The organism is Nocardiopsis sp. KDC1DS13DA1, from assembly GCF_055632325.1.
This window is the reverse complement of the sequence record NZ_JBVMUY010000025.1, coordinates 74,310-95,963: the sequence shown is the minus strand read 5'-3', so window position 1 is coordinate 95,963 and position 21,654 is coordinate 74,310. Positions and strand designations below refer to the sequence as shown.

Sequence of the window (21,654 nt, the reverse complement as noted above, 5' to 3'; positions counted from 1 at the left end):
GCTACTGGCCGCGCACGCAAATCACAGGTCACGTTAGAGCGATGGAACGGTATAGCACAACCTACGCGCGAGGGTAACGTGCTCGACGGAACGGACGAACACGTCATGGGCCGAACCCGCCGAACGGCCAGTTCGGGGCGGGAGCGCGCGGACGCGGCGACCGGGTGTGAGATTCCGCGCGGATCCGCCGCCCGGGCGGCGGCGTGACCGGGGCGGGGAGGGCGCGCGTCACCGCGTGTCACCGGGATGACATGCGGTTCCGTTGGCGGGCGAGGATAGAGTCATTGCTGAACAAACCAGCCAGACATACATGTTCTCCCCGGGCCCGCGTGCCGTGTACGGGAACAGAACCGCCGTGTGCGCTGCTGACCACATACGGATAACGGACGCGGGACAACGGTCTCCGGCCACGGCCGGGGCGGTTCCGCCTCGTGCGCTGTGGAATCCATGTTCGCGGAGAAGAAGGAGCAAGGACCAATGGGTTCGGTACGTGTAGCCGTCGTGGGCGTCGGCAACTGTGCGGCGTCGCTCGTCCAGGGCGTGCATTACTACAAGGACGCAAACCCGGAGTCCCGGGTACCCGGCCTGATGCACGTCCAGTTCGGCCCGTACCACGTGCGTGACATCGAGTTCGTCGCGGCCTTCGACGTGGACGCGAAGAAGGTCGGTCACGACCTGGCCGACGCCATCGTGGCCAGCGAGAACAACACGATCAAGATCTGCGACGTCCCGCCGACCGGCGTGACCGTCATGCGCGGCCCGACCTACGACGGTCTCGGCAAGTACTACCGCGAGATGGTCCAGGAGTCCCCCGAGGACGCCGTGGACGTGGTCGCGGCGCTCAAGGCCAGCAAGGCCGACGTGCTGGTGTCCTACCTCCCCGTGGGTTCGGAGGAGGCCGGCAAGTTCTACGCCCAGTGCGCGATCGACGCGGGCGTGGCCTTCGTCAACGCCCTGCCGGTGTTCATCGCCTCCGACCCCGAGTGGGCGGAGAAGTTCGCCGAGGCGGGCGTCCCGATCATCGGTGACGACATCAAGTCGCAGATCGGCGCGACCATCACCCACCGCGTGCTGTCCAAGCTGTTCGAGGACCGCGGCGTCATCGTCGACCGGACCTACCAGCTCAACTTCGGCGGCAACATGGACTTCAAGAACATGTTGGAGCGCGAGCGCCTGGAGTCGAAGAAGGTCTCCAAGACCCAGTCCGTCACCTCGCAGATCCCGCACGAGCTCAACGCCGGGGCCGTGCACATCGGCCCGTCGGACCACGTGCCGTGGCTGGACGACCGCAAGTGGGCCTACATCCGTCTGGAGGGCCGCGCGTTCGGCGACGTCCCGCTGAACCTGGAGTACAAGCTGGAGGTCTGGGACTCCCCCAACTCCGCGGGCATCATCATCGACGCGGTCCGCGCCGCGAAGATCGCCAAGGACCGCGGGATCGGCGGCCCGATCCTGGAGCCGTCCTCCTACTTCATGAAGTCCCCGCCCGTGCAGTACAGCGACAGCGAGGCGCACGACGCGGTCGAGCGCTTCATCGCGGGTGACGGCGAGAGCTGACCCGTGTGCCCGGGGCCCCGAGGGCCCCGGGCCAGCACCGGCCGTCCCGGTCCCCCGCCCGGCCTCGGCCCACCCGCCGCCCGAACGGCACCCCCTGAGGTGACCGGCCCCCGCGACGGAACCTACGCTGAACGCGTGTCCTTCTTCGGTGATCTGCGCGTGGTCCTACGGGGACCGAGGTTCCGCCGGCTGTTCGGCACCCGTCTGGTCTCGCAGTTCTCCGACGGGGTCTACCAGGCCGGGCTGGCGGGGTTCGTCTTCTTCAACCCCGAGCAGCACACGAGCGCGGGCGCCGTCGCGGCGGCCTTCGCGGTGCTGCTCCTGCCCTTCTCCGTGGCCGCCCCGTTCGCCGGCGTCCTCATCGACCGGTGGCCGCGCCGCCAGGTGCTGTTCCTGTCCTCGCTGGCCAAGGCGGCCCTCGCCGCGCTGACGGCCGTGCTGGTGTCGGACGGTGAGGGACCCTCGTTCTTCGTCGCGGCGCTGCTGGTGCTGAGCGTCAACCGCTTCTTCCTGTCCGGGCTCTCCGCCGGGCTGCCGTACGTGGTGCCCCGGGACAAGCTGATGATGGCCAACGCGGTCACCCCGACCAGCGGGACCGTCGCGAGCTTCCTGGGCGCGGGGGCGGGCGCCGCGATCGGCCTGGTCGGCGGTGAGGCGGCGCTGGGCACCGGGCTGATCCTGTTCGCCGCCGCACTGGGCTTCGTCGGCGCGGCCGGGGTGTCGCTCACCCTGGGGTACGGGGAGCTCGGCCCCCACCTGGAACGCGAGCCGGAGGCCGTGCGGGCGGCCGTCGCCAGCGTGATGCGCGGGATGGTCGACGGACTCCGGCACGTGTGGCACCGGCCCGCGCCCAGGGACGGCCTGCTGACGATCGGCGGGCACAGGGTCCTGTTCGGCATCGCCACGCTGGTCACGCTGCTGCTGTACAACAACACGTTCACCACGGGCGGTGTCGCCGGGCTGGCGGGCTTCTCCGTGGCGATGGGGCTGTCGGCGCTGGGGTTCTTCCTGGGTGCGGTGGCCACCCCGTGGGCGACCGCGCGGATGAGCCCGAGCGCGTGGATCTCCCTGCTGCTGGCGGTCGCGGCCGTGACCCTGGTGGTCTTCGGCCTCCCGTTCTCCCCCGCGCTGTTCCCCGTGGCCGCGTTCGTCCTGGGTCTGGTCTCCCAGGGGGTGAAGGTCACGGTCGACACGTTGGTTCAGCGACATGTCGACGACGCGTACCGGGGCCGGGTGTTCTCCGTCTACGACGTGCTGTTCAACGCGACGTTCGTCCTGGGCGCCGCGCTCACCGCCGGGCTGGTGCCGCGGTCCGGGGTGAGCGTTCCCGTGGTGGCCGGCGTCGCCGCCGCGTACCTGGCGATGGCGGCCGCCTGGGCGGCCCGGGCGCGGTGGACCGCGGTCCCGGAGGAGGACGGGGTGTCGGGGCGGGCCGCCTGAGACGGGTGCCCGCCCCGTTTCCGGACCGGTGGGCGACGACGCGGGAGGGCGCCCCGAAGGCGTCGGTCGAGGGTGGTGGCCCACCCGCCGCGCGCGACGCCCCGTGGGCGACGGGCGGGCGCTAGCGGACGACGTCGAAGACCTGCTTCTGCACGCCGTTGGCGTACACCTCGTGCTCGACCAGCGCCAGCTTCTGGGCGTCCTTGTCGGTCCCGCTGAACAGCCGCCTGCCCGCACCGAGCAGCACCGGGAACACCAGCAGGTGGTAGCGGTCGACCAGTCCGGCGTCGGCGAGGGCCCCGCCCAGGGTGGCGCTGCCGTGGACGATGATCGGTCCGCCCTCGCCCTTCCTGAGCTCGGCGACGTCGTCGACCGAACGCAGGATCGAGGCGGGCCAGCGCGGGTCCTCCTCGGCCAGCGTCGTGGAGACCACGTACCGGGGCATGGCGTTGTACCCGGCGAACTCCTCCGTCATCGTCGGCCAGACCGGCGCGAACGCCTCGTAGCTGCGACGGCCGAGGAGCAGCGCCGTGGCCTCCTCCTGCTCCCGGGTCTTGATCCCGTAGGCGGCCGGATCCATCTCGACGCTCTTCACGGTCCAGCCGGTGTTGCGGTAACCAGGCTCACCGCCGGGGGCCTCCATGACTCCGTCGACGGACACGAACGCGGTGACGATCAGGGGGCGCATCTGCGGTCTCCTCAGACTCTTCCGTGTACTGCCTTCATCATTGCGTCGAACGGCACCGCCCGGAATCGACACCCCTCCCGAACTTTTTTCCGAACGGTTCCGCGACCCCCGGTCGGGGCGGCGGCTACGCTTCCGGACAACACCCCCCGGGAGACCGGAAACGGAGGCACCCGTGCCCACCCTGCCCACCCTCCTCGCCTTCACCGCCGCCTCGGTCCTGCTCGTCGTCATCCCCGGACCGAGCGTGCTCTTCGTCGTCGGCCGCGCGATCGCCCACGGGCGCGGTGTCGCCGTCCTCTCGGTACTCGGGAACGCGCTCGGGGGCCTGGTCCTCGTGCTGGCGGTCGCCCTCGGCGTGGGGGCGCTGGTGACGGCGTTCGCCCCGCTGTTCACCGCGGTGAAGCTGGTCGGTGCCGCCTACCTCGTCCACCTCGGGGTCCAGACCATCCGGCACCGGAGGGCGGCCGCCGACGCCCTCGACGGACCGGCGGCGGGACCGCTGTCCCGTACGCGCTCGCTGTGGGACGGTTGCGTGGTCGGGCTGACCAACCCCAAGACCCTGGTCTTCTTCGTCGCCGCCCTCCCCCAGTTCGCCGACCCCTCGCTCGGTCCGGTCGCGCCGCAGATCGCCCTGTTCGGCGCGCTCTTCCTGCTGACCGCCGTGGCCTCGGACACCTGTTACGGGCTGCTCGCGGGCACGGTGCGCGGGTGGTTCGCCGCCCGGCCGCGGCGGATGGAGGTCACCGGGACGGTGTCGGGGGCGCTGATGATCGGTGTCGGGGCGCAGTTCGCCCTGACCGGCCGCCGGACCTGACGCGCCCCGCAGGCCGGTCCGCGCTCACCGCGTCCGGTCCGCCCCCGTACCCCCGATCGGGGACCGGCCCGCGACGGGGCTGGAGTAGACGACGTTGGTGGTGACCGGTCCCAGGGCGGCGACCCTGCCGACCACCTCCTCCAGGTGGCGCATGGAGCGGGCGACCACCTTCATCAGGTAGCAGTCCTCTCCCGTGACGTGGTGGGCCTCGGTGATCTCGGGGGTGGTGGCGAGGAGGTCGTGGTAGGGCCCGCGGTTGCCGACGGGGTAGCGGAGCCGGACGAAGGCCAGGACGCGGAACCCGAGCCGTTCCGGATCGACGTCGGCGGTGTAGCCGGTGATGACGCCGTCCTCCTCCATGCGGCGCACCCGTTCGGTGACGGCGCTGGCCGACATGGACACCGCCCGGGCCAGGTCGGCGTAGGTCGCCCGGCCGTCCTTCCGGAGGGCCCGCAGAAGGCGCAGATCGGTCTCGTCCAGTGATGCGTCGGCCATGTCCCATACATACCGTGGTTCCCACGGCCGCTTCCACCCGAAGCCGTGGTTTCTCCCTGTTCGGGGCCAGCCCACCCTCCGTAATGTCGTGGGCATGACGACACGCACCTCCACCAGCCCCGTCCTGCACACGGCCCCCGCCGACTCCGCGACCGCGGCGGCGCACTTCGCGGCCCGCCTGTCCCTGTACACCGACGTCGCCGACGTCCACGCGGCCCTGGAGGGGACCGACCCCGGGTTCGTCCTCGTCGACACCAGGAACGCGACCGCCTGGGAGCAGGGGCACGTACCGGGCGCGGTGCACCTGCCCCATCCGCGGATCGCCGACGAGGCGGCGGACCTCATCGACCCCGCGCTCCCGGTGGTGACCTACTGCTGGGGTCCCGCCTGCGACGGAGCCGCCCGGGGTGCGCTCGCCCTGGCCACCCTCGGCTACCGCGTCAAGGAGATGGTCGGCGGCATGGAGTACTGGGTCCGCGAGGGCCTGCCCGTCGAGACCGCCCGGGGTGTGGCGCGCCGCCCGGCCGATCCCCTGGTCGTCCCCGCCGGGGCTCCCTCCTGCTCCTGCTGAGCCACCCGACCGCCCGCGCCCACCCCGCAACACCATCTCCGGGTAATGATTCGATCACCTCATGTAGTGTCCCCGGAAAGGGAACTCGCCCAGGAACAGGGGATGGTGCGCGATGGCCGGCGGTTACGGACTCGGGAACCCGACGAGCGCCTTCGGCGCCCGAGGGGTGGCCAAACGCGTGGGAGCCGTGTCCCGGCACCTGCCGGCCTACGGTGACCGGCTGCTGGACGTGGGATGCGGGAACGGCGCCTACACGGTCGAACTCGCCCGGGGGTACGTACGGGTGGACGCCGTCGACGTGGAGCCGGAGCGGCTGAACGCCTTCACGGAGCGGATCGCGGGGAGCGGGGTCGAGCACCGGATCGGCGTGCACAAGATGTCCGCCGACGCCCTCGCCTTCGAGGCCAACACCTTCGACCGGGTCACCGCGTTCGAGGTACTGGAACACCTGGAGGACCTGGAGGGGGGCCTGGCGGAGATCCACCGGGTGCTCAAGCCCGGCGGGGCGTTCTCCCTGACCACGCCCAACCGCTGGTTCCCCTTCGAGACCCACGGGGTGCTGTGGGGCGGGCGGCGGCGTTCGGCGCTGACCGCCCCGTTCCTGCCGTGGGTCCGCCCTCTGCACGACCGTATGTCCGACGCGCGCGCGTTCACCACGCAGGAGATGGGCCGGCTGCTGCGCGGCGCGGGCCTGCGGGTGCGGGCGATCGACTACGTCATGCCGCCGTTCGACCGCAGGCCCCGGGTGCTCCAGACGGCCTCCGACTCCCTGGAGGGCACGCCGCTGCGGGTGTTCGGGATGGCGATGGCGGTGACCGCGGTCAAGCCGGGACGCTAGGCGGTGTTGGTTTGGGGCCTCCGCTGCGCTTCGGCCCGTGTTCGGATGCCCCGAAGGCAGGGATTCTTCCTCCTCGGCCACGCCTGCCGCTCGTACCTCGCTACGCGGCTCGCCTCGTCGTGCACAACCCCGCCGGCACCCGAACGTTGGTTTGGGGCCTCCGCCGCGCTTCGGCCCGTGTTCGGATGCCCCGAAGGCAGAGATTCTTCCTCCTCGGCCACGCCTGCCGCTCGTACCTCGCTACGCGGCTCGCCTCGTCGTGCACAACCCCGCCGGCACCCGAACGCTGGTTTGGGGCCTCCGCCGCGCTCCGGGCGCCGGCTCCGCCCCGGCCCGGGCCGCTGCTACTGACCCGTGTCCCGGTCCAGGTGCTCGGTCGCCCAGGCGCGCAGCTCGGCGGTCGCGTCCTCCTTGGACATCGGCCCGTTCTCCAGGCGCAGTTCCAGCAGGAACCGGTAGGCGCGGCCGACGACGGGGCCCGGCCCGACGTCCAGGATCCGCTGGATCTCGTTGCCGTCGAGGTCCGGGCGGATCCTGTCGAGCTCCTCCTGCTCGGCGAGCTCGGAGATCCGGCGCTCGATGTCGTCGTAGGAGCGCGAGAGCGCGGCGGCCTTGCGGCGGTTGCGGGTGGTGCAGTCGGCGCGGGTGAGGATGTGCAGCCGCTCCAGCTGGTCACCCGCGTCGCGGGCGTACCGGCGCACGGCCGAGTCCGTCCACTCGCCCTTGCCGTACCCGTGGAACCGCAGGTGCAGCGCGACCAGGGTGCAGACGTCCGACACCACGTCCTTGGGAAAGCGCAGCGCGGTGAGCCGCTTGCGGCTCATCGACGCGCCGACCACCTCGTGGTGGTGGAACGTGACCCGGTTCCCCGACTCGAAGGCCCGCGTCTTGGGCTTGCCGACGTCGTGCAGCAGGGCGGCCAGCCGCAGGACGAGGTCGGGCGCGTGGCCGCGCCGCTTCTCCAGGTCGATGGCCTGGTCGAGGACGGTGAGCGAGTGCTCGTAGACATCCTTGTGCCGGTGGTGCTCGTCGATCTCCAGCTGCATCCTGGGCACCTCGGGCAGCACGTACCGGGCGATGCCGAGGTCGACCATGAGCTCGATCCCGCGCCGCGGGTTCGGGCTGAGCATGAGCTTGACCAACTCGTCCTTGATCCGCTCGGCCGAGACGATGGTGAGCCGGTCCGCCATGCCCCGCGCGGCCTCGGCCACCTCGGGGGCGAGCGTGAAGCCGAGCTGGGCGGCGAAGCGGACCGCGCGCATGATGCGCAGCGGGTCGTCGCTGAAGGAGTCCTCCGGACGCCCCGGGGTCCGCAGCACACCGGCGCGGAGGTCGGCGAGCCCCCCGAAGGGGTCGACGAACTCCCGGCCGGGCAACCGCACCGCCATGGCGTTGACGGTGAAGTCCCTGCGCAGCAGGTCGTCGTGGATGTCGGTGCCGTAGTTGACGTCCGGCTTGCGCGACTTGGGTGAGTAGGACTCGCTGCGGTAGGTGGTGACCTCCAGCTGCAACCCGCGCTTGCGCAGCCCGACCGTGCCGAACTCGATGCCCACCGTCCACACGGAGTCGGCCCAGCCGTCGATGATCTCCAGGATCCGCTGGGGCACGGCGTCGGTGGTGAGGTCGACGTCGTTGGAGGTCCTGCCGAGGAGTGCGTCGCGCACCGGCCCGCCCACGACGGCGAGCTGCTGGTCGTGCGCGCAGAAACGGTCGCCGAGTTCACCGGAGACGGGCTGGATCGAGTCGACCAGCGCGGTGATCGCCGCCCGCTGCTCGCCGGTCAGCGTGTCCGCGGCGGGTTCCGCCGGGGCCTCCGGGCGCCGGGCGGTGTCGTTCTCACTCGAAAACTCTGTGTTCGGCACACCACGCAGGTTAGGGCATGTTCCGTGGGACCATTCCCCTTCTCGGAACTCCCGGGGCCCTCGGGGGGAGCGCCGGACGGCCCCAAACGGTATCTTCGGGTTCGGTGGTGGGACGATCCGTCGGCCTCACGTCCCTCCGCCCCGAGTCCGCCGCGTGCGCCGTGCGGGCACCGAGACCGATCCCGCCCCACGCCGTGTCCCCGGCGGGACGGCCACCTGGACCCGAATCAGGAAACCGGTCAAGCGTTGCGTCGATTTGCCTCCGCTGCCGCGGTCATGGTCATGACCGCCGGTCTGCTTCCGACACCGGCCGCGCTCTCGCCCGCGCAGGCGGAACCCGAGAACGACGAGTCGGCCGAGCCGCTCGTCGTCGAGCGCCTCACCCCGGACGCCGTCGACTCCGACAGCACCCTCCGGGTCTCCGGAGTGGTGACCAACACCACCGCGGACGGTGTCGAGGACGTCACCGTCCGGATGCGCTACTCCCGGCACCCGTTCAGCGACCGCGACGAGCTGGACGAGTTCGCGTCGAGCACGGGCTGGCAGCCCAACGCCCCCGGGCCGGACGAGGACGTGGCCGACTCCCTGGCACCGGACGGCAGCGAGGAGTTCTCGCTCAGCGTCCCCGTCGAGGACCTGGACCTGTCGTCCTACGGCGTGTACCCGCTGGTGATCGAGGCGCTCGACGGCGACGGCGAACGTCTGGGCGCCCAGTACACCTTCCTCCCCTTCACCGGTGGGGAGGACGACGACGTCCCCTCGGTGGACATCGCGTGGGTGTGGCCCCTCATGGCCGGCCCCCAGCGCGCCGATGACGACACCTTCCTCAGCGGCGAACTCTCGGAGGAGGTCCGCGAGGACGGCCGCCTGGGCCGCCTGCTGGAGGCGGGCGCGCAGAGCGACCTGGCCTTCGAGGCGGGCGACGAGGACCTGGTCGAGCTGCTCGGGCTGGACGAGGAGCCGACGGAGCCCACCCCCGAACCGGAGGCGACCGCCGAGGCCACCGCCGAACCCTCCGACGCGGAGCCGACCGGGGACGAACCGACCGGGGAGGCGTCCGAGGAGCCCGCGGACGACGGCGGTGAGACGGACGCGGAGGCCGACGGCGGGGAGGCGGACGCGGAGCCGGACGACGCCGGGGGCGTCCCGGTCGCCTGGGCCGTGGACCCCGCGACCCTGGACGACGTCGTTCGCCTGGCCCGGGAGCCCCACGACGTCCTGGGCGATCCGCTCGCGGTCTCCGACGGGTCCGACCCCGAGCGTGAGGAGCGCCCCGCCGACCTCGCCGCACAGGTGTGGCTGCGCGAGGCCAGGGCGGCCCTGGCCGGGGACACCGTCGTGGCCACCCCCTACGCCGCCGCGGACCTGGCGTCCCTGCTGCGCAACGACCTGGTCTCCGACGCCGAGGCCTCGCTCGGGATCGGCCGCGACGCGGTCCTGCGCGCGCTGGGCCGGACCGCCGACGCGTCGTTCGCGCTCCCCGCCGACGGCCTCATGGACGACGCGGTGTACGAGTTCCTGGCCGCGCACGGAGCCCACCGGTTCCTGGTGGACGAGTCGGCCAAGCCCGCGGCGTCCTCGCTGTCCACCACCCCGACCGCCCAGGCCGCGCTGCGCCAGGTCGAGGACGGCCCCGAGGAGGACCCGTTCGCGCTGGTCGCCGACGAGGGCCTGGCCGACGTGCTGGCCATGCCGTCCCGGGGTCCGGGCGAGGCCGAACTCGCGCTCCAGCGGTTCGCCGCCGAGACCGCGATGATCGCCGGGGAGAACGCCGGGGGCGAACGGGTCGTGGTGGCCTACCCCGGGCCCGACTGGAACCCGAGCGACGAGCTGGCCACCGGGGTGCTGGAGGCCAGCGACTCCTTGCCGTGGCTGAGGCCCGAGCGGCTGGAGGACGTCGAGCTGGCCGACCCCGACGACCGTGAGACGACCCGTCGGCCGCTCACGTACCCGGACGACGCCTACTCGGACGAGCTCAGCTCCACCTACCTGGGGCAGATCGCGGACGTCAGCCGCGAGGTGCGCCTGTTCAACAGCATCCTGGTGGACGACGGCGACCCGTTCCGCCCGGCGATCCTGCGGATGGAGTCGGTCCGCTGGCGTGACCGGGAGGCGCTGGCGGGGGTCACGCGGACGCTGGTCTCGGGGTCGGTCCAAAAGCATCTGGACGACGCCCGGATCATTCCCGGCGAGCCGGTCACCCTGGCCAGCAGCACGGGCATCACCGGCATCCTCGTGGCCAACGACCTGGAGGACGAGACGATCCGCGTCCGCCTCTCCGTGTACTCGGAGAACTCCGAGCGGCTGAGCATCGGCGAGTACTCGGACGAGTTCGAGATCGCCCCCGGCGCGAAGACGACGGTGTACATTCCGCTGACGGCCAGGATCAACGGCCGCACGGAGCTGAACGCGAGCCTCCAGAACGGGGCGGGCGAACCGATCAGCGCCCAGACGACCGTGGTGCCGGTCAACGCCACGGGCCTGGGCACCCAGGCACTGCTCATCAGCGGTATCGGCCTGCTGATCCTCGTCGCGGCCCTGGCCCCGCGCGCGGTGCGCAAGTGGATGCGCCGGCAGACCGGCCGCGGTGCGAAGGACGCGCCGGACGGGGGCGGGACGGCCGAGGAACGGGCCCCCGCGGAGGAGGACTCCGCGCGGGGGGCGGACGCGCCCGCTGACGAGACCTCCACCGACGCCACCGGTCACACTGGTAACGACGCGGACGGGAACGGCGCGACGAAGTGACATGTTCCCTCACCGACAGGTCGTCATGTCGACACGGCCACACGTCCGCCTGTCGGCACGCGCGGCGCTGAGCCGCCCCGCACGGCCCGGTCGGCGCGCGCCTCGCGGCGCCGCCTCCGGGCCCTCCCCGGTCGTACGAAAGGAAGCCTGATCCACGGTGGTCACCGACTCCCCGAACGGCGGCGGACAGCCCGCCGACCGTCCCCCCCACTACCAGCCGCGCCACCGTCGGGGCCCCCTCCCCGGTGAGGGTCCGCTCCGTCCGGGCGGCGGCCCCTCACCCACGTTCGAGGAGGGGGAACTGCCCGAGCCGCTCCCCGCGGCGGACGACCCCCGTGCGCCGGAGGGTGCCGGAGCGGGCGGTTCGGGGTCGGACGCGGGCTCGGGATCGGACTCGGGTTCCGGCGGCGGGATGATGCGGTCCAGCGCGATCATGGCCGTGGGCACCATGGCCTCCCGGATCACCGGGTTCGCGCGCACCATCGTGCTGGGCGCGGCGATCGGCACCCACCTGCTCGGGGACGCCTACAACACGGCGCACACGATCCCGTTCATCCTCAACGACCTGCTCATCGGCGGCCTGATGGCGAGCGTCATCGTGCCGTTCCTGGTCAAGCGCCGCAAGCGCGACGCCGACGGCGGCAAGGCCACCGAGGACCGGCTGTTCACCACCACGCTGCTGGCGCTGCTGCTGCTCACCACGGTCGCGGTGCTGGCCGCCGAGTTCCTCATCTGGATGTACGGCTCGCGGTTCACCGAGGCGCAGTTCGACGACTCGGTGTTCCTGGCGCGGTACCTGCTGACGCAGATCTTCTTCGTGGGCATGAGCGGCCTGCTCAGCGCCATGCTCAACACCCGGAACCGGTTCGGCGCGCCGGTGTGGGCGCCCGTGCTCAACAACCTGGTGATCATGGCGGTCGGCGGGATGTTCCTGTGGGCGGCCGGGCCGGGCAGCGAACCGCCGGTCCCGGACGCCCAGCTGACCCTGCTCGGCGCGGGCACGGCGGCGGGCATGGCCCTCCAGGCGCTGGTGCTGTTCGTCGCGCTGCGCCGCACCGGGTACCGCTGGCGGCCCCGTCTGGACCTGCGCGGCAGCGGCCTGGGCGAGGCCCTGCGCACCGCCGGGTGGATGATGCTGTACACGCTGCTCACCCAGGCCGGTCTGTGGATCACGACCAACATCGCCAACGCCGCCAACGTGGCCGGGATCGAGCAGGGGCGCGACGTCGGTGCGGGTATCACCGCCTACAACCTGGCCTACCAGCTCTTCCAGCTCCCGTACGCGATCATCGCGGTCTCGCTGATCACGGTGCTGCTGCCCCGGATGAGCGCCCACGCGGAGGACCGCGACTGGGCGGCGGTGCGCTCCGACTTCTCCCGGACGCTGCGGATCTCGTCGTTCGTCCTGGTGCCCATGGCCTTCGCGATCGCGATGTACGCCGTCCCGCTGTCGGTCCTGGCCTTCGCCCGGGGATCGATCTCGGTGGCCGACGCCAGCAACATCGGCCAGATCCTCATGGTCATGGCGCTGGGGCTGGTGCCGTTCACGGTCTTCCAGCTCATGCTGCGCGTGTTCTTCGCCCTCGGCGACACCCGCACCCCGGCGATGATCGCCATCGCCAACCTGGCCGTGCACAGCGCCCTCGCGCTGACCTCCTACCTGCTCCTGCCGCCCGACCGCGTGGTCGTCGGCGTGGCCGCCGGGTTCATGTTCTCGTTCGTGTCCGGCCTGACCATCGCGGGCAACGTGCTGAGCCGCCGCCTCGGGGGGCTTGACGGGAGGCACACGATTGGCACATTGTTGCGCCTGCACGTGGCCGTCGTCCCGAGCATCGCCGCCGGACTCGGCGTGCTGTGGCTCTTCGACGCCTACGTCGGCCCCGGCCTCGCCAGCTACCTCGGCGCCCCCGCCGCGGGGTGCCTCCTGGGAGCGGTCCTGTTCCTGGGGTCGGCCAGGCTGCTGCGGGTACCGGAGCTCTCCTCGGCCGTGGAACTGATCCGGGGCCGGCTGCGTCGATGACCCCGTACACGTCCGTCCGGCACTGACCCCGCCGGGCCCGGAACGCCCCCGAGAGAAGGACAGTCCGACGGTGCCCAGCGACCATCCCAGAGAGCGGGCGCGCGCCCCCGAGACCGGCCCGGACGCGCGTGAGGACCACCGTCGGCACATGGTGATGCCGGAGGACGTGCTCGACGCCTACGAGCGCGAGGAACCGGACACCGAACCGGAGGCCGGACTGGCGACGGTCCGGGACCCGAGCGACATCGGTGACGTGGGTACCGCCGACCGCGCCGGTCTGGAGGACGGCGACGAGATCGGCGGTACCGCGCACACCGCACCGGGCAACGTCGCCCGGTCGAGCGCGATCATGGCGGTCGGCACGATCTGCTCGCGTGCGACGGGGTTCGTCCGCACGATCGTGCTGGCGGCGGCCATCGGCACCCAGCTGCTGGGCGACGCCTACCAGGTCTCGGGCATGGTCCCGTACATGGTCTACGACCTGCTCGTCGGCGGGCTGCTGGCGAGCGTGTTCGTGCCGTTCCTGGTCAAGCGGCGCAAGCTGGACGCGGACGGCGGCGACCGGACCGAGCAGCGGCTCGTCACGCTCATGCTGCTGGGCCTGTTCGTGATCACTCTGGTGTCGGTACTGGTCGCGGAGTGGTTCATCCGGATCTACGCGGGCGGGTTCGCCGGCGCGCAGTACGACGTCTCGGTGATCCTCGCCCGGTACCTGGTCCTGCAGATCTTCTTCATCGGGGCGAGCGGCCTGGCGAGCGCCATGCTCAACGCCCGGCACAGGTTCGGCGCCCCGATGTGGGCGCCGGTGGTGAACAACCTGGTCATCATCGGAGTCTGCCTGTGGTTCCTGTCCATCGCCGGTCCGGGCAGCACGCCCGAGGACATGCTCGCCGACCCGTCCCGGCTCGCCCTGCTGGGCCTGGGCACCGCGCTGGGCCAGGTGGTCCAGGCGGCCGTACTGGTGTGGGCGCTGGCCTCGGCGGGGTTCCGCTGGCGACCGCGGCTGGACCTGCGGGGCTCCGGCATGGGCGAGGCGGCCGGGGCCGCGTCGTGGATGATGCTCTACATCGTCGTGGCCCAGGCCGGAGCACTGGTCTCCACGAACGTGGCCACGCGGGCGGGCGCGGCCGCGGCCGGGCTCGGGTACGAGACCGGCTCGGGCATCGCCGCCTACAAGTTCGCGTCCATGCTGTTCCAACTGCCGTACGCGATCATCGCCGTGTCGGTGATCACCGCGCTCCTGCCGCGTATGAGCGAGCACGTCGCCGCGGGCCGCAGGGACCAGGTCCGCTCGGACTTCTCCCGGGGTTTCCGGCTGTCGTCGGTGCTCATCGTCCCGATCTCGGTGGCGATGCTGGTCTTCGCCGTCCCGTTCTGCGTGATGATCTACGCGCAGGGCAGCACCAGCGCGGGGGACGCGGAGGCGATCGGGCGCATCCTGATGGTCTTCGTCGTGATGCTGATCCCGTTCACGCTCTTCCAGCTCCAGATGCGGGTGTTCTACGCCCTGGGCGACACCCGCACCCCGGCGCTGGTGTCGATCCCGGCGGAGATCGCGCACGCGACCACGGCGTTCGCGCTGCTGTGGTGGATGGAGCCGCAGCACGTCGTCCTGTGGCTTCCGGTGCCGTACGGTCTCTACTACGTCATCGGCGCGATCATCATGTGGGGCCTGCTCCACCGGCGGCTCAACGGCCTGGACGGCCGCCGCACGGCGCTGGTCCTGGTCAAGCTGCACCTCGCCACCGTCCCCGCGGCCCTGCTCGGCTGGGCGATGATCCACGTGTTCCGGGGGCTTCCCGGTGACGCGTGGCCCGCCCTGGCCGCGATGGCCGCAGGTGGGGCGGGGGGCGCCGTCCTGTTCGTCCTCACCGCGAGAATCCTGAAAGTGACCGAAGTCACATCCTTCCTCAATTTGCTGAAAACCCGACTGCGACGTCGCTGATCACCAGGAATGGATGACGTTGGGTAGTCGAGCACCCGATCACCCGAGAAGGTGAACAGTGCCCCCTTGTCCTCCAAAGATGCTGTTCAAGCGTCCTAGCATGGACTCGCATCGCTCAATCGACATACCAACTTCCGACCGAGCTGCCCGAAGGGAGGCTGGGGACAGCAAGCAGGGCCGACACCCCCACACGCGACACACCCCCGAACCGGCACGCACCGCGTCCCGCGGCGCGGCGGTGGCGCGCGTGAACACTCGGCACTGGCGCCCGTCACTCCCATCATGAGCACCTTTCTCATCGAGCCCGGGGCGAAGCTGGCCAACCGGTACCGACTCGACCACGTCGTGAGCGAGACCGGTGGCGCGACCCGCTGGAAGGCCACCGACGAGACCCTCGCCCGCCCCGTCGGCGTGTGGACCTTCGCCGACGGCTTCCCCCGCACGTCCGAGGTCGTGCGCGCCGCACGCGCCACCAGTCGTATCCCCGACGCCCGCGTCACACAGGTCTTCGACGCCGACGACACCGCCCCCACCCCCTACGTCGTCGAGGAGTGGGTCACCGGCTCCTCCCTGGCCGACCTCATCGCCCAGGGGCCCATGGAGCCCGAGCGCGCCGCCGGTCTGGTCGCCGAGGCGGCCGAGGCGATCGCCGCCGCGCACGCGGGCGGTCTGCACCACCTGTGCCTCACCCCCGCCAAGCTCATGTGGAGCAGCGGCGGCGCGGTGAAGGTGGTCGGAATCGGTGTGGACGCCGCCCTGATGGGCGCGAACGTCGCCGACCCCGGTGCCGTCGACGCCCAGGGGCTGGGCAGTCTCCTGTACGCCGCGCTCACCGGCCACTGGCCCGGCGGACCGCAGGACGGCCTGCCCGCAGCGCCCCAGGGGCCCGCGGGCCCCTATCCGCCCACGCAGATCCGGACCGGGATCACCGAACCCCTCGCCACCATCACCACCCGGGCGGCCCTGCCGCACCTGGCCGGACAGATGGTGCCCGGCGCACCGATCACCTCGCCCGCCGCCCTGTGCGCCGAGCTGGCCGAGGTGCCCCGGCTCATCCCGCTCCCCGTCACCCCGACCGAGTCCGCACCGCCGCCCGAGCCGGGCACGTCCCGCCGGACGGGCGAGTTCGAGCCGACGGGTCCGCGCCGCAGCGCCCGGAGCGGGTCGTCACGGGCCGCGGAGCGCTCCGCCCAGGGCCGGGCCGCCGAGCGCCGCCAGCCCACCCGGATGGAGGAACGCGACGCGCGCGCCCAGGGATCGCTCCGCAAGGTCCTCATCGGCGTCGCCGCGCTGGTGGTGTTCGCGGGCGTGGTCGTGGGCGCGTGGACGGTCGGGTCGATGTTCAGTCCCGACGACGACCAGCCGCAGCCGGATGACCAGGCCTCCGAGGACACGTCGGGCGGCCCGGAGCTGGTGGCGCTGGACATCACTGGTTCGCGCGGTCTCAACCCGCACGGCAACACCGACGAGCACACCGAGAACACGCCCAGGGCCTGGGACGGAGACCCGTCGACCGAGTGGAACACCCAGGGCTACCGCGATCCGCTGGACATGATCAAGCCCGGCGTCGGACTCCAGCTCAACCTCGGCGACGTCCACGAGATCCACGCGGTCGACCTCAACCTGAGCGGCAGCGGCTACGAGTTCGAGATCCGGGTCGGTGACGCCGACGGCGATTCGGAGAACGACTACGAGACCGTCGCCGCGGGCAGCGGCGAGTCCCAGCTGGTCGAACTCGACGAGGCCGAGTCCGGACAATACGTCCTCATCTGGTTCACGGCTCTTCCGCAGAACGGGAGCGACTACCGTGGAACGGTCAACGAGGTCGAGGTCCGAGGCGTGGCCTAGGTACGGAGATACGTGAGCTGAACTGATGGACGCGGTCCGGGAACTCCCCGACAAGGAGTTGTTGACGAGGCACACTCAGGGTGACGACCAGGCCTTCGGGGTTCTGGTACACCGTCACCGTGAGCGTCTTTGGGCTGTGTCCGTCCGGATGATGGGCGATCCCGAGGAGGCGTCGGACGCCCTCCAGGACGCCTTCCTGTCCGCCTTCCGCGCCGCCGACCGCTTCCGCGGCGAGGCCCAGGTGAGCACCTGGCTGCACCGGATCGTGGTCAACGCCTGCCACGACCGCCTGCGGCGCCGCAAGGTGCGCCCGGCCACCCCGACCGAGGACGACACCCTCGACGTGATGTCCAACGAGCGCCTCGGCCGTCTGGGCGGGCCGCCCGACCACGCGTCGCAGACCGAGTCGCGGCTCGACGTGCAGGCCGCGCTGGAGCAGCTGCCACTGGACCAGCGCCTGGCGCTCACCCTGGTGGACATGCTCGGCTACCGCGTGGAGGAGGCCGCCCGGATCCTCGACGTGGCGACGGGGACGGTCAAGAGCAGATGTGCGCGGGGGCGCGCGAAACTTCTTCCCTCTCTGGCTCATCTAAGGAACCCTCAGCCTCCGCGAGACGTCACATCAGGGAGAGGAGGTGCCAACCCATCGTGACGCCCCACCCGGACGCGGAGGCACTCGCCTTCCTCGCCGAGGACCTGCTCGACCCCTCCGAGGAACGCACCGTCACCGCTCACATCGAGACCTGCGCCACGTGTGCCGCCACCCTGGACGAACTCACGGGCGTTTCCCGCATCCTCGCCGCCGCACCGGTTCCCGATCTGCCACAGGACGTCGCCGACCTCCTCGACCAGCGCATCGCGGACGCCGCGCGTGAACGCGCCGAGCGAGGACCCGTCACCGGACCGGCCGGTCCGGCACCGGCGCAGACCCCCACCGCCGACGGCAACAACGTGGTCTCCCTGACCGCGGCGCGCCGCAGGCGCTCCTCCGGCGGTCTGCCCCGGCTCCTGGTCGCGGCCGCCGCCGCGGTCTTCGTCGTCGGCGGCGGTGCCGCCGTCGTCAACGGAACGCTCTCCGACGGCCAGGGCCCCGCACAGGCCACCGAACCGCTGTTCGAGGCGGAGGACTCCCCCGGGGACGGGGAGGCCGCCCTGGCCTACGCGCCGCGACTGGTGCGCAGCGGGACGGTCTACACCGACGCCGCGCTCGACGGACAGGCGAGCCGGACGCTCGAACGCTCCGCCGTCGGCGGTGCCGGGGAGCAACCGGAGGGCGAGGTCACCGGTGCGGAGGCTCCGCTGACGGAGCAGTCCGCCACCCCCGCCGTCGAGCAGTGCTCCGTCCTGCTGGAGGAGGAGTTCGGGGTCCAGGTCGACCTGGTCGACGACGCCTTCTACGGCGACGGCACCGAGCCCGCCTGGGTCCTGTACGCACCCGTGCCGGACAGCGACCGTGTCGACGTGTTCGTGGTCGACCCGCGCTGCGCCCAGAGCGGCGACGCCGGGGCCGGCGTGCTGGCCCGAACCACCGTCGACGCCCGCTGACACCCGCCCCCTGCCCCGGGTCAGCCCCCGTTCCCCGGACGGACCAGCCCGCTCTCGTAGGCGATCACCACCAGGCCGACCCGGTCGCGGGCTCCCAGTTTGGACAGCACCCGCCCCACGTGGGTGCGGGCGGTCGCGGGGCTCAGGTGCAGCTCCGCCCCGATCTCCTGGTTGGACATGCCCCGCCCGACCAGGGCCAGGACCTCGCGCTCGCGGCCGGTGAGCACGTCCAGCCGTGCCGACGCCTCGGGGGCCGCCGCGGTGTCGGAGAGCCGCTCGATCACCCGGCGGGTGACGCCCGGCGACAGCAGCGCCTCACCCCGGGCGACGGTGCGCACCGCCTCCCTGAGCTCGCGCGGTTCGGCGTCCTTGAGCAGGAAGCCGGAGGCGCCCAGCCGCAGGGCGGTGAAGACGTTGTCGTCCTCCCCGAAGGTGGTGAGCACGACCACCCGGCTGTCGACCCGTCGATCCGTCGACGTGTCGACACGTCGCCTCTCCAGCTCCCGCAGGACGGCGAGCCCGTCCAGGGACGGCATCTGGAGGTCGAGCAGGACCACGTCCGGCCGCAGTCGGCCGATGTCGGCGAGGGCGGCACGACCGTCTCCGGACTCCCCCACCACCTCGATGCCCTCGTCCCGTTCCAGGAGTGAACGCACCCCCGCGCGGACGAGGGGCTGGTCGTCGACGAGCAGGACGCGGATCACCGGCCGCCTCCGAGCGGGAGCCGGGCACGCACCCGGAACCCTCCCCCCGGCCCGGAACCGGCCTCCACCGCCCCGCCGACCATGCGGACCCGCTCCCGCATGCCCGCCAGTCCGCTGCCCTGGGCCGGGCCGTCGGCCCGGCCCCCGCCGTCGTCGGTCACCAGCACGTCCAATGCTCCGTCCTCACGTGTGAACACCACCCGGGCCCGGGTCGCCCCCGCGTGCCGGAGCGTGTTGGTCAGCGCCTCCTGGACGACCCGGAAGGCGGTCGCGTCGATCATGCCCGGGACCTCGCCCGGCCCCGGGGCGCCCTCCACCCCCACCCCGACCCCGGCCGCCCGGACGGACGCCACGAGGTCGTCCAGGCGGGCGAGGGAGGCCACGCGCCCCCCGTCGGGGTCGCCGTCCCGCAGCGCGCGCACGGCGGCGCGCATCTCGCCGAGGGCGTCGCGGGACGCCTGGCGGACGTGGCCCAGTTCGGCGCGGGCCCCGTCGACGTCCGCCGGGACGTCGTCGAGCGCCTCGGCGGCCACGGCCGCGTGCAGGGAGACCACGCTGAGGTGGTGGCCGACCGCGTCGTGCAGGTCGCGGGCGATCCGGGCGCGTTCGAGCGCCACGACCTCCGCCGCCTCCGCCGCACGCGCCTGCGCGTCCAGGGCCGCGATCCGCGCCCGTTGCCGTTCCGCCCGGTACCGCTGCCACCGGACGTGCCCGAGGGCGGTGGCGGCGCCCATGATCGCCACGCTGGAGGACAGTTCGTACCCCAGTAGGTAGGCGGGGTCCGTTCCCTGACCGAGCCGGGCCAGGGTGGAGACGAGCAGGAGTCCGGCGGCCGACCCCGCGGACCAGGCGGTGCGCCCCGCCTCGGCCGCGGAGTACAGGGCCGCCGCGGCGGGCACGGCCAGGCCGATGGTCGGCAGGTCGAGGACGTAGTTGGCGACGATGAGCACCGACGTGCCCAGCACGACCGGGACCGGCCACCGCCTGCGGACGAGCATGAGCCCGCCCAGGAGCGCGGCCGGCGCGTACGCGAGGGGCGTGAGGTTACCGGTTCCGGTGACGTCGGCCCCGGCCGCGATCGCCACCACGGCGAAGACCACGAACCCGAGGAGGGCGTCGACGATCACGTCCTGGCGAGCGGACCGACGTGTCATGCGGCGATTCTACGGAGCGGCACACCGCCGGGACCGTGTCCCGCGGACTCGGACGGGTGGGCGTCGCGCACCACCCGACGTACGCGTACGGACGTAGGCGGCCGGGTCCGCGGGGGACGCCCGCCAGGCGTCACCGGACTGCTCCACGGCGATTCCGCGGCCGTGCTCAGCGCGGCCCCGACCCCCGTGCCGAGCGGTTCGCCCGGGGGCCGACGAACCAGGCGGGGGCGTTCCCGGGCACCCTCGCCGTCGGCGCGCTCCGGGGGCGTTGGCCGGACTGGTCGCGCTCGGGCCGGACCGGCTGCCCGGCCTCCGCCCGGGCTGACGCGGGCACACGCGGACCGGGACCCCTCACACATACCCCACCCCCGTACGCTGCGGCGATGTCCGAGTGGGAATGCGGGGCGCCTACCATCGGTTGTGACTAACCGACTTTCCCCTGGGGTCACGTCCGTGGCCGGGGCAGCGACTGTGTGAAGGGCCTACGAGCGTGAGTGACGTCCGCAATGTCATCATCATCGGTTCCGGTCCCGCGGGGTACACCGCGGCCGTCTACGCCGCGCGCGCCGAACTGCGCCCCCTGGTGTTCGAGGGCTCCATCACCGCGGGCGGCGCGCTCATGAACACCACCGACGTCGAGAACTTCCCCGGGTTCCCCGACGGCATCATGGGTCCCGACCTGATGGACAACCTCCGCAAGCAGGCGGAGCGCTTCGGTGCCGAGCTGGTTCCCGACGACGTCACCGAGGTCGACCTGACCAAGCCGGTCAAGGAGGTCGTCGCGGGCGGCGAGACCTTCCTCGCCCACACGGTGATCCTGGCCACCGGCTCCGGCTACCGCGAGCTGGGCGTGCCCGGCGAGAAGGAGCTGTCCGGGCGCGGCACCTCGTGGTGCGCCACCTGCGACGGCTTCTTCTTCCGCGACCAGGACATCGCGGTCGTCGGCGGCGGCGACACCGCCATGGAGGAGGCCCTCTTCCTGACCCGCTTCGCCAGGTCGGTGACGGTGGTCCACCGCCGCGACGAGCTGCGGGCCAGCAAGATCATGGCCGAGCGCGCCCAGGCCAACGAGAAGATCTCGTTCGTGTGGAACACCGAGGTCGTCGAGGTGCTCGGGGACAAGAGCGTCACCGGCCTGAAGGTCCGCGACAACCAGACCGACCAGACCAGCACGCTCGACGTCACCGGCGTCTTCATCGCGATCGGCCACGACCCGCGCGTCGAGCTGTTCAACAAGCAGGTCGAGCTGGACGAAGAGGGCTACGTCAAGGTCGGGTCCCCGTCCACGCGCACCAACCTGAACGGCGTCTTCGCCGCCGGCGACGTGGTCGACCACCAGTACCGCCAGGCGATCACGGCCGCCGGGACCGGCTGCGCCGCCGCCCTGGACGCCGAGCGCCACCTCGCCGAGATGGGCAACTGAACCCC

17 protein-coding genes are annotated in these 21,654 nt (G+C 72.2%); 12 read left to right on the top strand and 5 right to left on the bottom strand.

The features are described 5' to 3' along the window. Positions 1–477: 477 nt before the first annotated feature. Together ACTVAJ_RS16605 and ACTVAJ_RS16600 are read left to right on the top strand one after the other, a co-directional pair. Entirely contained in the window at positions 478–1,557 is a 1,080-nt protein-coding gene (locus ACTVAJ_RS16605) for an inositol-3-phosphate synthase (RefSeq protein WP_470389072.1), read from the top strand. A 135-nt stretch (positions 1,558–1,692) separates the two neighbouring features. After that, positions 1,693–2,997 carry an MFS transporter gene (locus ACTVAJ_RS16600; RefSeq protein WP_470389071.1) on the top strand — a complete coding sequence of 435 codons (1,305 nt, stop codon included), beginning with the start codon at positions 1,693–1,695 and terminating at the stop codon, positions 2,995–2,997. Positions 2,998–3,118: 121 nt separating this feature from the next. Here ACTVAJ_RS16600 and ACTVAJ_RS16595 read toward each other — a convergent pair whose 3' ends face one another. Beyond that, positions 3,119–3,685, bottom strand: a complete 567-nt coding sequence (locus ACTVAJ_RS16595; RefSeq protein WP_470389070.1) for a dihydrofolate reductase family protein — start codon at positions 3,683–3,685, stop codon at positions 3,119–3,121. A 172-nt stretch (positions 3,686–3,857) separates the two neighbouring features. On the opposite strand from ACTVAJ_RS16595, the gene ACTVAJ_RS16590 reads away from it, so the two are divergent. Next, positions 3,858–4,499, top strand: coding sequence for a LysE family translocator (locus ACTVAJ_RS16590; RefSeq protein WP_470389069.1), 642 nt, complete (start codon positions 3,858–3,860; stop codon positions 4,497–4,499). A gap of 24 nt (positions 4,500–4,523) precedes the next feature. Here the strand turns inward: ACTVAJ_RS16590 and ACTVAJ_RS16585 are convergent, their stop codons facing one another. After that, entirely contained in the window at positions 4,524–4,994 is a 471-nt protein-coding gene (locus ACTVAJ_RS16585) for an Lrp/AsnC family transcriptional regulator (protein WP_470389068.1), read from the bottom strand. A gap of 94 nt (positions 4,995–5,088) precedes the next feature. Between ACTVAJ_RS16585 and ACTVAJ_RS16580 the strand changes: the two genes are divergently transcribed. After that, positions 5,089–5,565: a rhodanese-like domain-containing protein gene (locus ACTVAJ_RS16580; protein WP_470389067.1), complete on the top strand. Its 477-nt coding sequence runs from the start codon at positions 5,089–5,091 to the stop codon at positions 5,563–5,565. 112 nt (positions 5,566–5,677) lie between these two features. Further along, positions 5,678–6,403 carry a class I SAM-dependent methyltransferase gene (locus ACTVAJ_RS16575; protein ID WP_470389066.1) on the top strand — a complete coding sequence of 242 codons (726 nt, stop codon included), beginning with the start codon at positions 5,678–5,680 and terminating at the stop codon, positions 6,401–6,403. Positions 6,404–6,747: 344 nt separating this feature from the next. On the opposite strand, the gene ACTVAJ_RS16570 is transcribed toward ACTVAJ_RS16575, so the two are convergent. Beyond that, positions 6,748–8,265 (bottom strand): CCA tRNA nucleotidyltransferase, encoded by a 1,518-nt coding sequence (locus ACTVAJ_RS16570; RefSeq protein WP_470389065.1) that lies wholly within the window; start codon positions 8,263–8,265, stop codon positions 6,748–6,750. 276 nt (positions 8,266–8,541) lie between these two features. Between ACTVAJ_RS16570 and ACTVAJ_RS16565 the strand changes: the two genes are divergently transcribed. From ACTVAJ_RS16565 to ACTVAJ_RS16540, 6 genes are all read left to right on the top strand, one after another. After that, a complete protein-coding gene (locus tag ACTVAJ_RS16565; RefSeq protein ID WP_470389181.1) occupies positions 8,542–11,010 on the top strand; it encodes a DUF6049 family protein in 2,469 nt (822 codons plus the stop codon). Positions 11,011–11,167: 157 nt separating this feature from the next. Then, entirely contained in the window at positions 11,168–13,030 is a 1,863-nt protein-coding gene (murJ, locus tag ACTVAJ_RS16560; RefSeq protein WP_470389064.1) for a murein biosynthesis integral membrane protein MurJ, read from the top strand. Positions 13,031–13,178: 148 nt separating this feature from the next. Next, positions 13,179–14,975, top strand: a complete 1,797-nt coding sequence (gene murJ / locus ACTVAJ_RS16555; protein ID WP_470389180.1) for a murein biosynthesis integral membrane protein MurJ — start codon at positions 13,179–13,181, stop codon at positions 14,973–14,975. Positions 14,976–15,257: 282 nt separating this feature from the next. Further along, complete coding sequence (locus ACTVAJ_RS16550) at positions 15,258–16,823, top strand: hypothetical protein (protein ID WP_470389063.1); 1,566 nt, start codon at positions 15,258–15,260, stop codon at positions 16,821–16,823. Between the two features lie 25 nt (positions 16,824–16,848). After that, positions 16,849–17,475: an RNA polymerase sigma factor SigM gene (gene sigM, locus ACTVAJ_RS16545; protein WP_470389062.1), complete on the top strand. Its 627-nt coding sequence runs from the start codon at positions 16,849–16,851 to the stop codon at positions 17,473–17,475. Next, positions 17,472–18,368, top strand: a complete 897-nt coding sequence (locus ACTVAJ_RS16540) for an anti-sigma factor family protein (protein ID WP_470389061.1) — start codon at positions 17,472–17,474, stop codon at positions 18,366–18,368. The genes sigM and ACTVAJ_RS16540 overlap by 4 nt, the downstream gene beginning before the upstream one ends. Positions 18,369–18,388: 20 nt before the next feature. On the opposite strand, the gene ACTVAJ_RS16535 is transcribed toward ACTVAJ_RS16540, so the two are convergent. Together ACTVAJ_RS16535 and ACTVAJ_RS16530 are read right to left on the bottom strand one after the other, a co-directional pair. Further along, positions 18,389–19,072: a response regulator gene (locus tag ACTVAJ_RS16535; protein ID WP_470389060.1), complete on the bottom strand. Its 684-nt coding sequence runs from the start codon at positions 19,070–19,072 to the stop codon at positions 18,389–18,391. Beyond that, positions 19,069–20,226: a sensor histidine kinase gene (locus ACTVAJ_RS16530; protein ID WP_470389059.1), complete on the bottom strand. Its 1,158-nt coding sequence runs from the start codon at positions 20,224–20,226 to the stop codon at positions 19,069–19,071. Before ACTVAJ_RS16530 ends, ACTVAJ_RS16535 begins: the two co-directional genes overlap by 4 nt. 490 nt (positions 20,227–20,716) lie before the next feature. Between ACTVAJ_RS16530 and trxB the strand changes: the two genes are divergently transcribed. Continuing rightward, complete coding sequence (trxB, locus tag ACTVAJ_RS16525) at positions 20,717–21,649, top strand: thioredoxin-disulfide reductase (RefSeq protein WP_470389058.1); 933 nt, start codon at positions 20,717–20,719, stop codon at positions 21,647–21,649. Positions 21,650–21,654 lie beyond the last annotated feature (5 nt).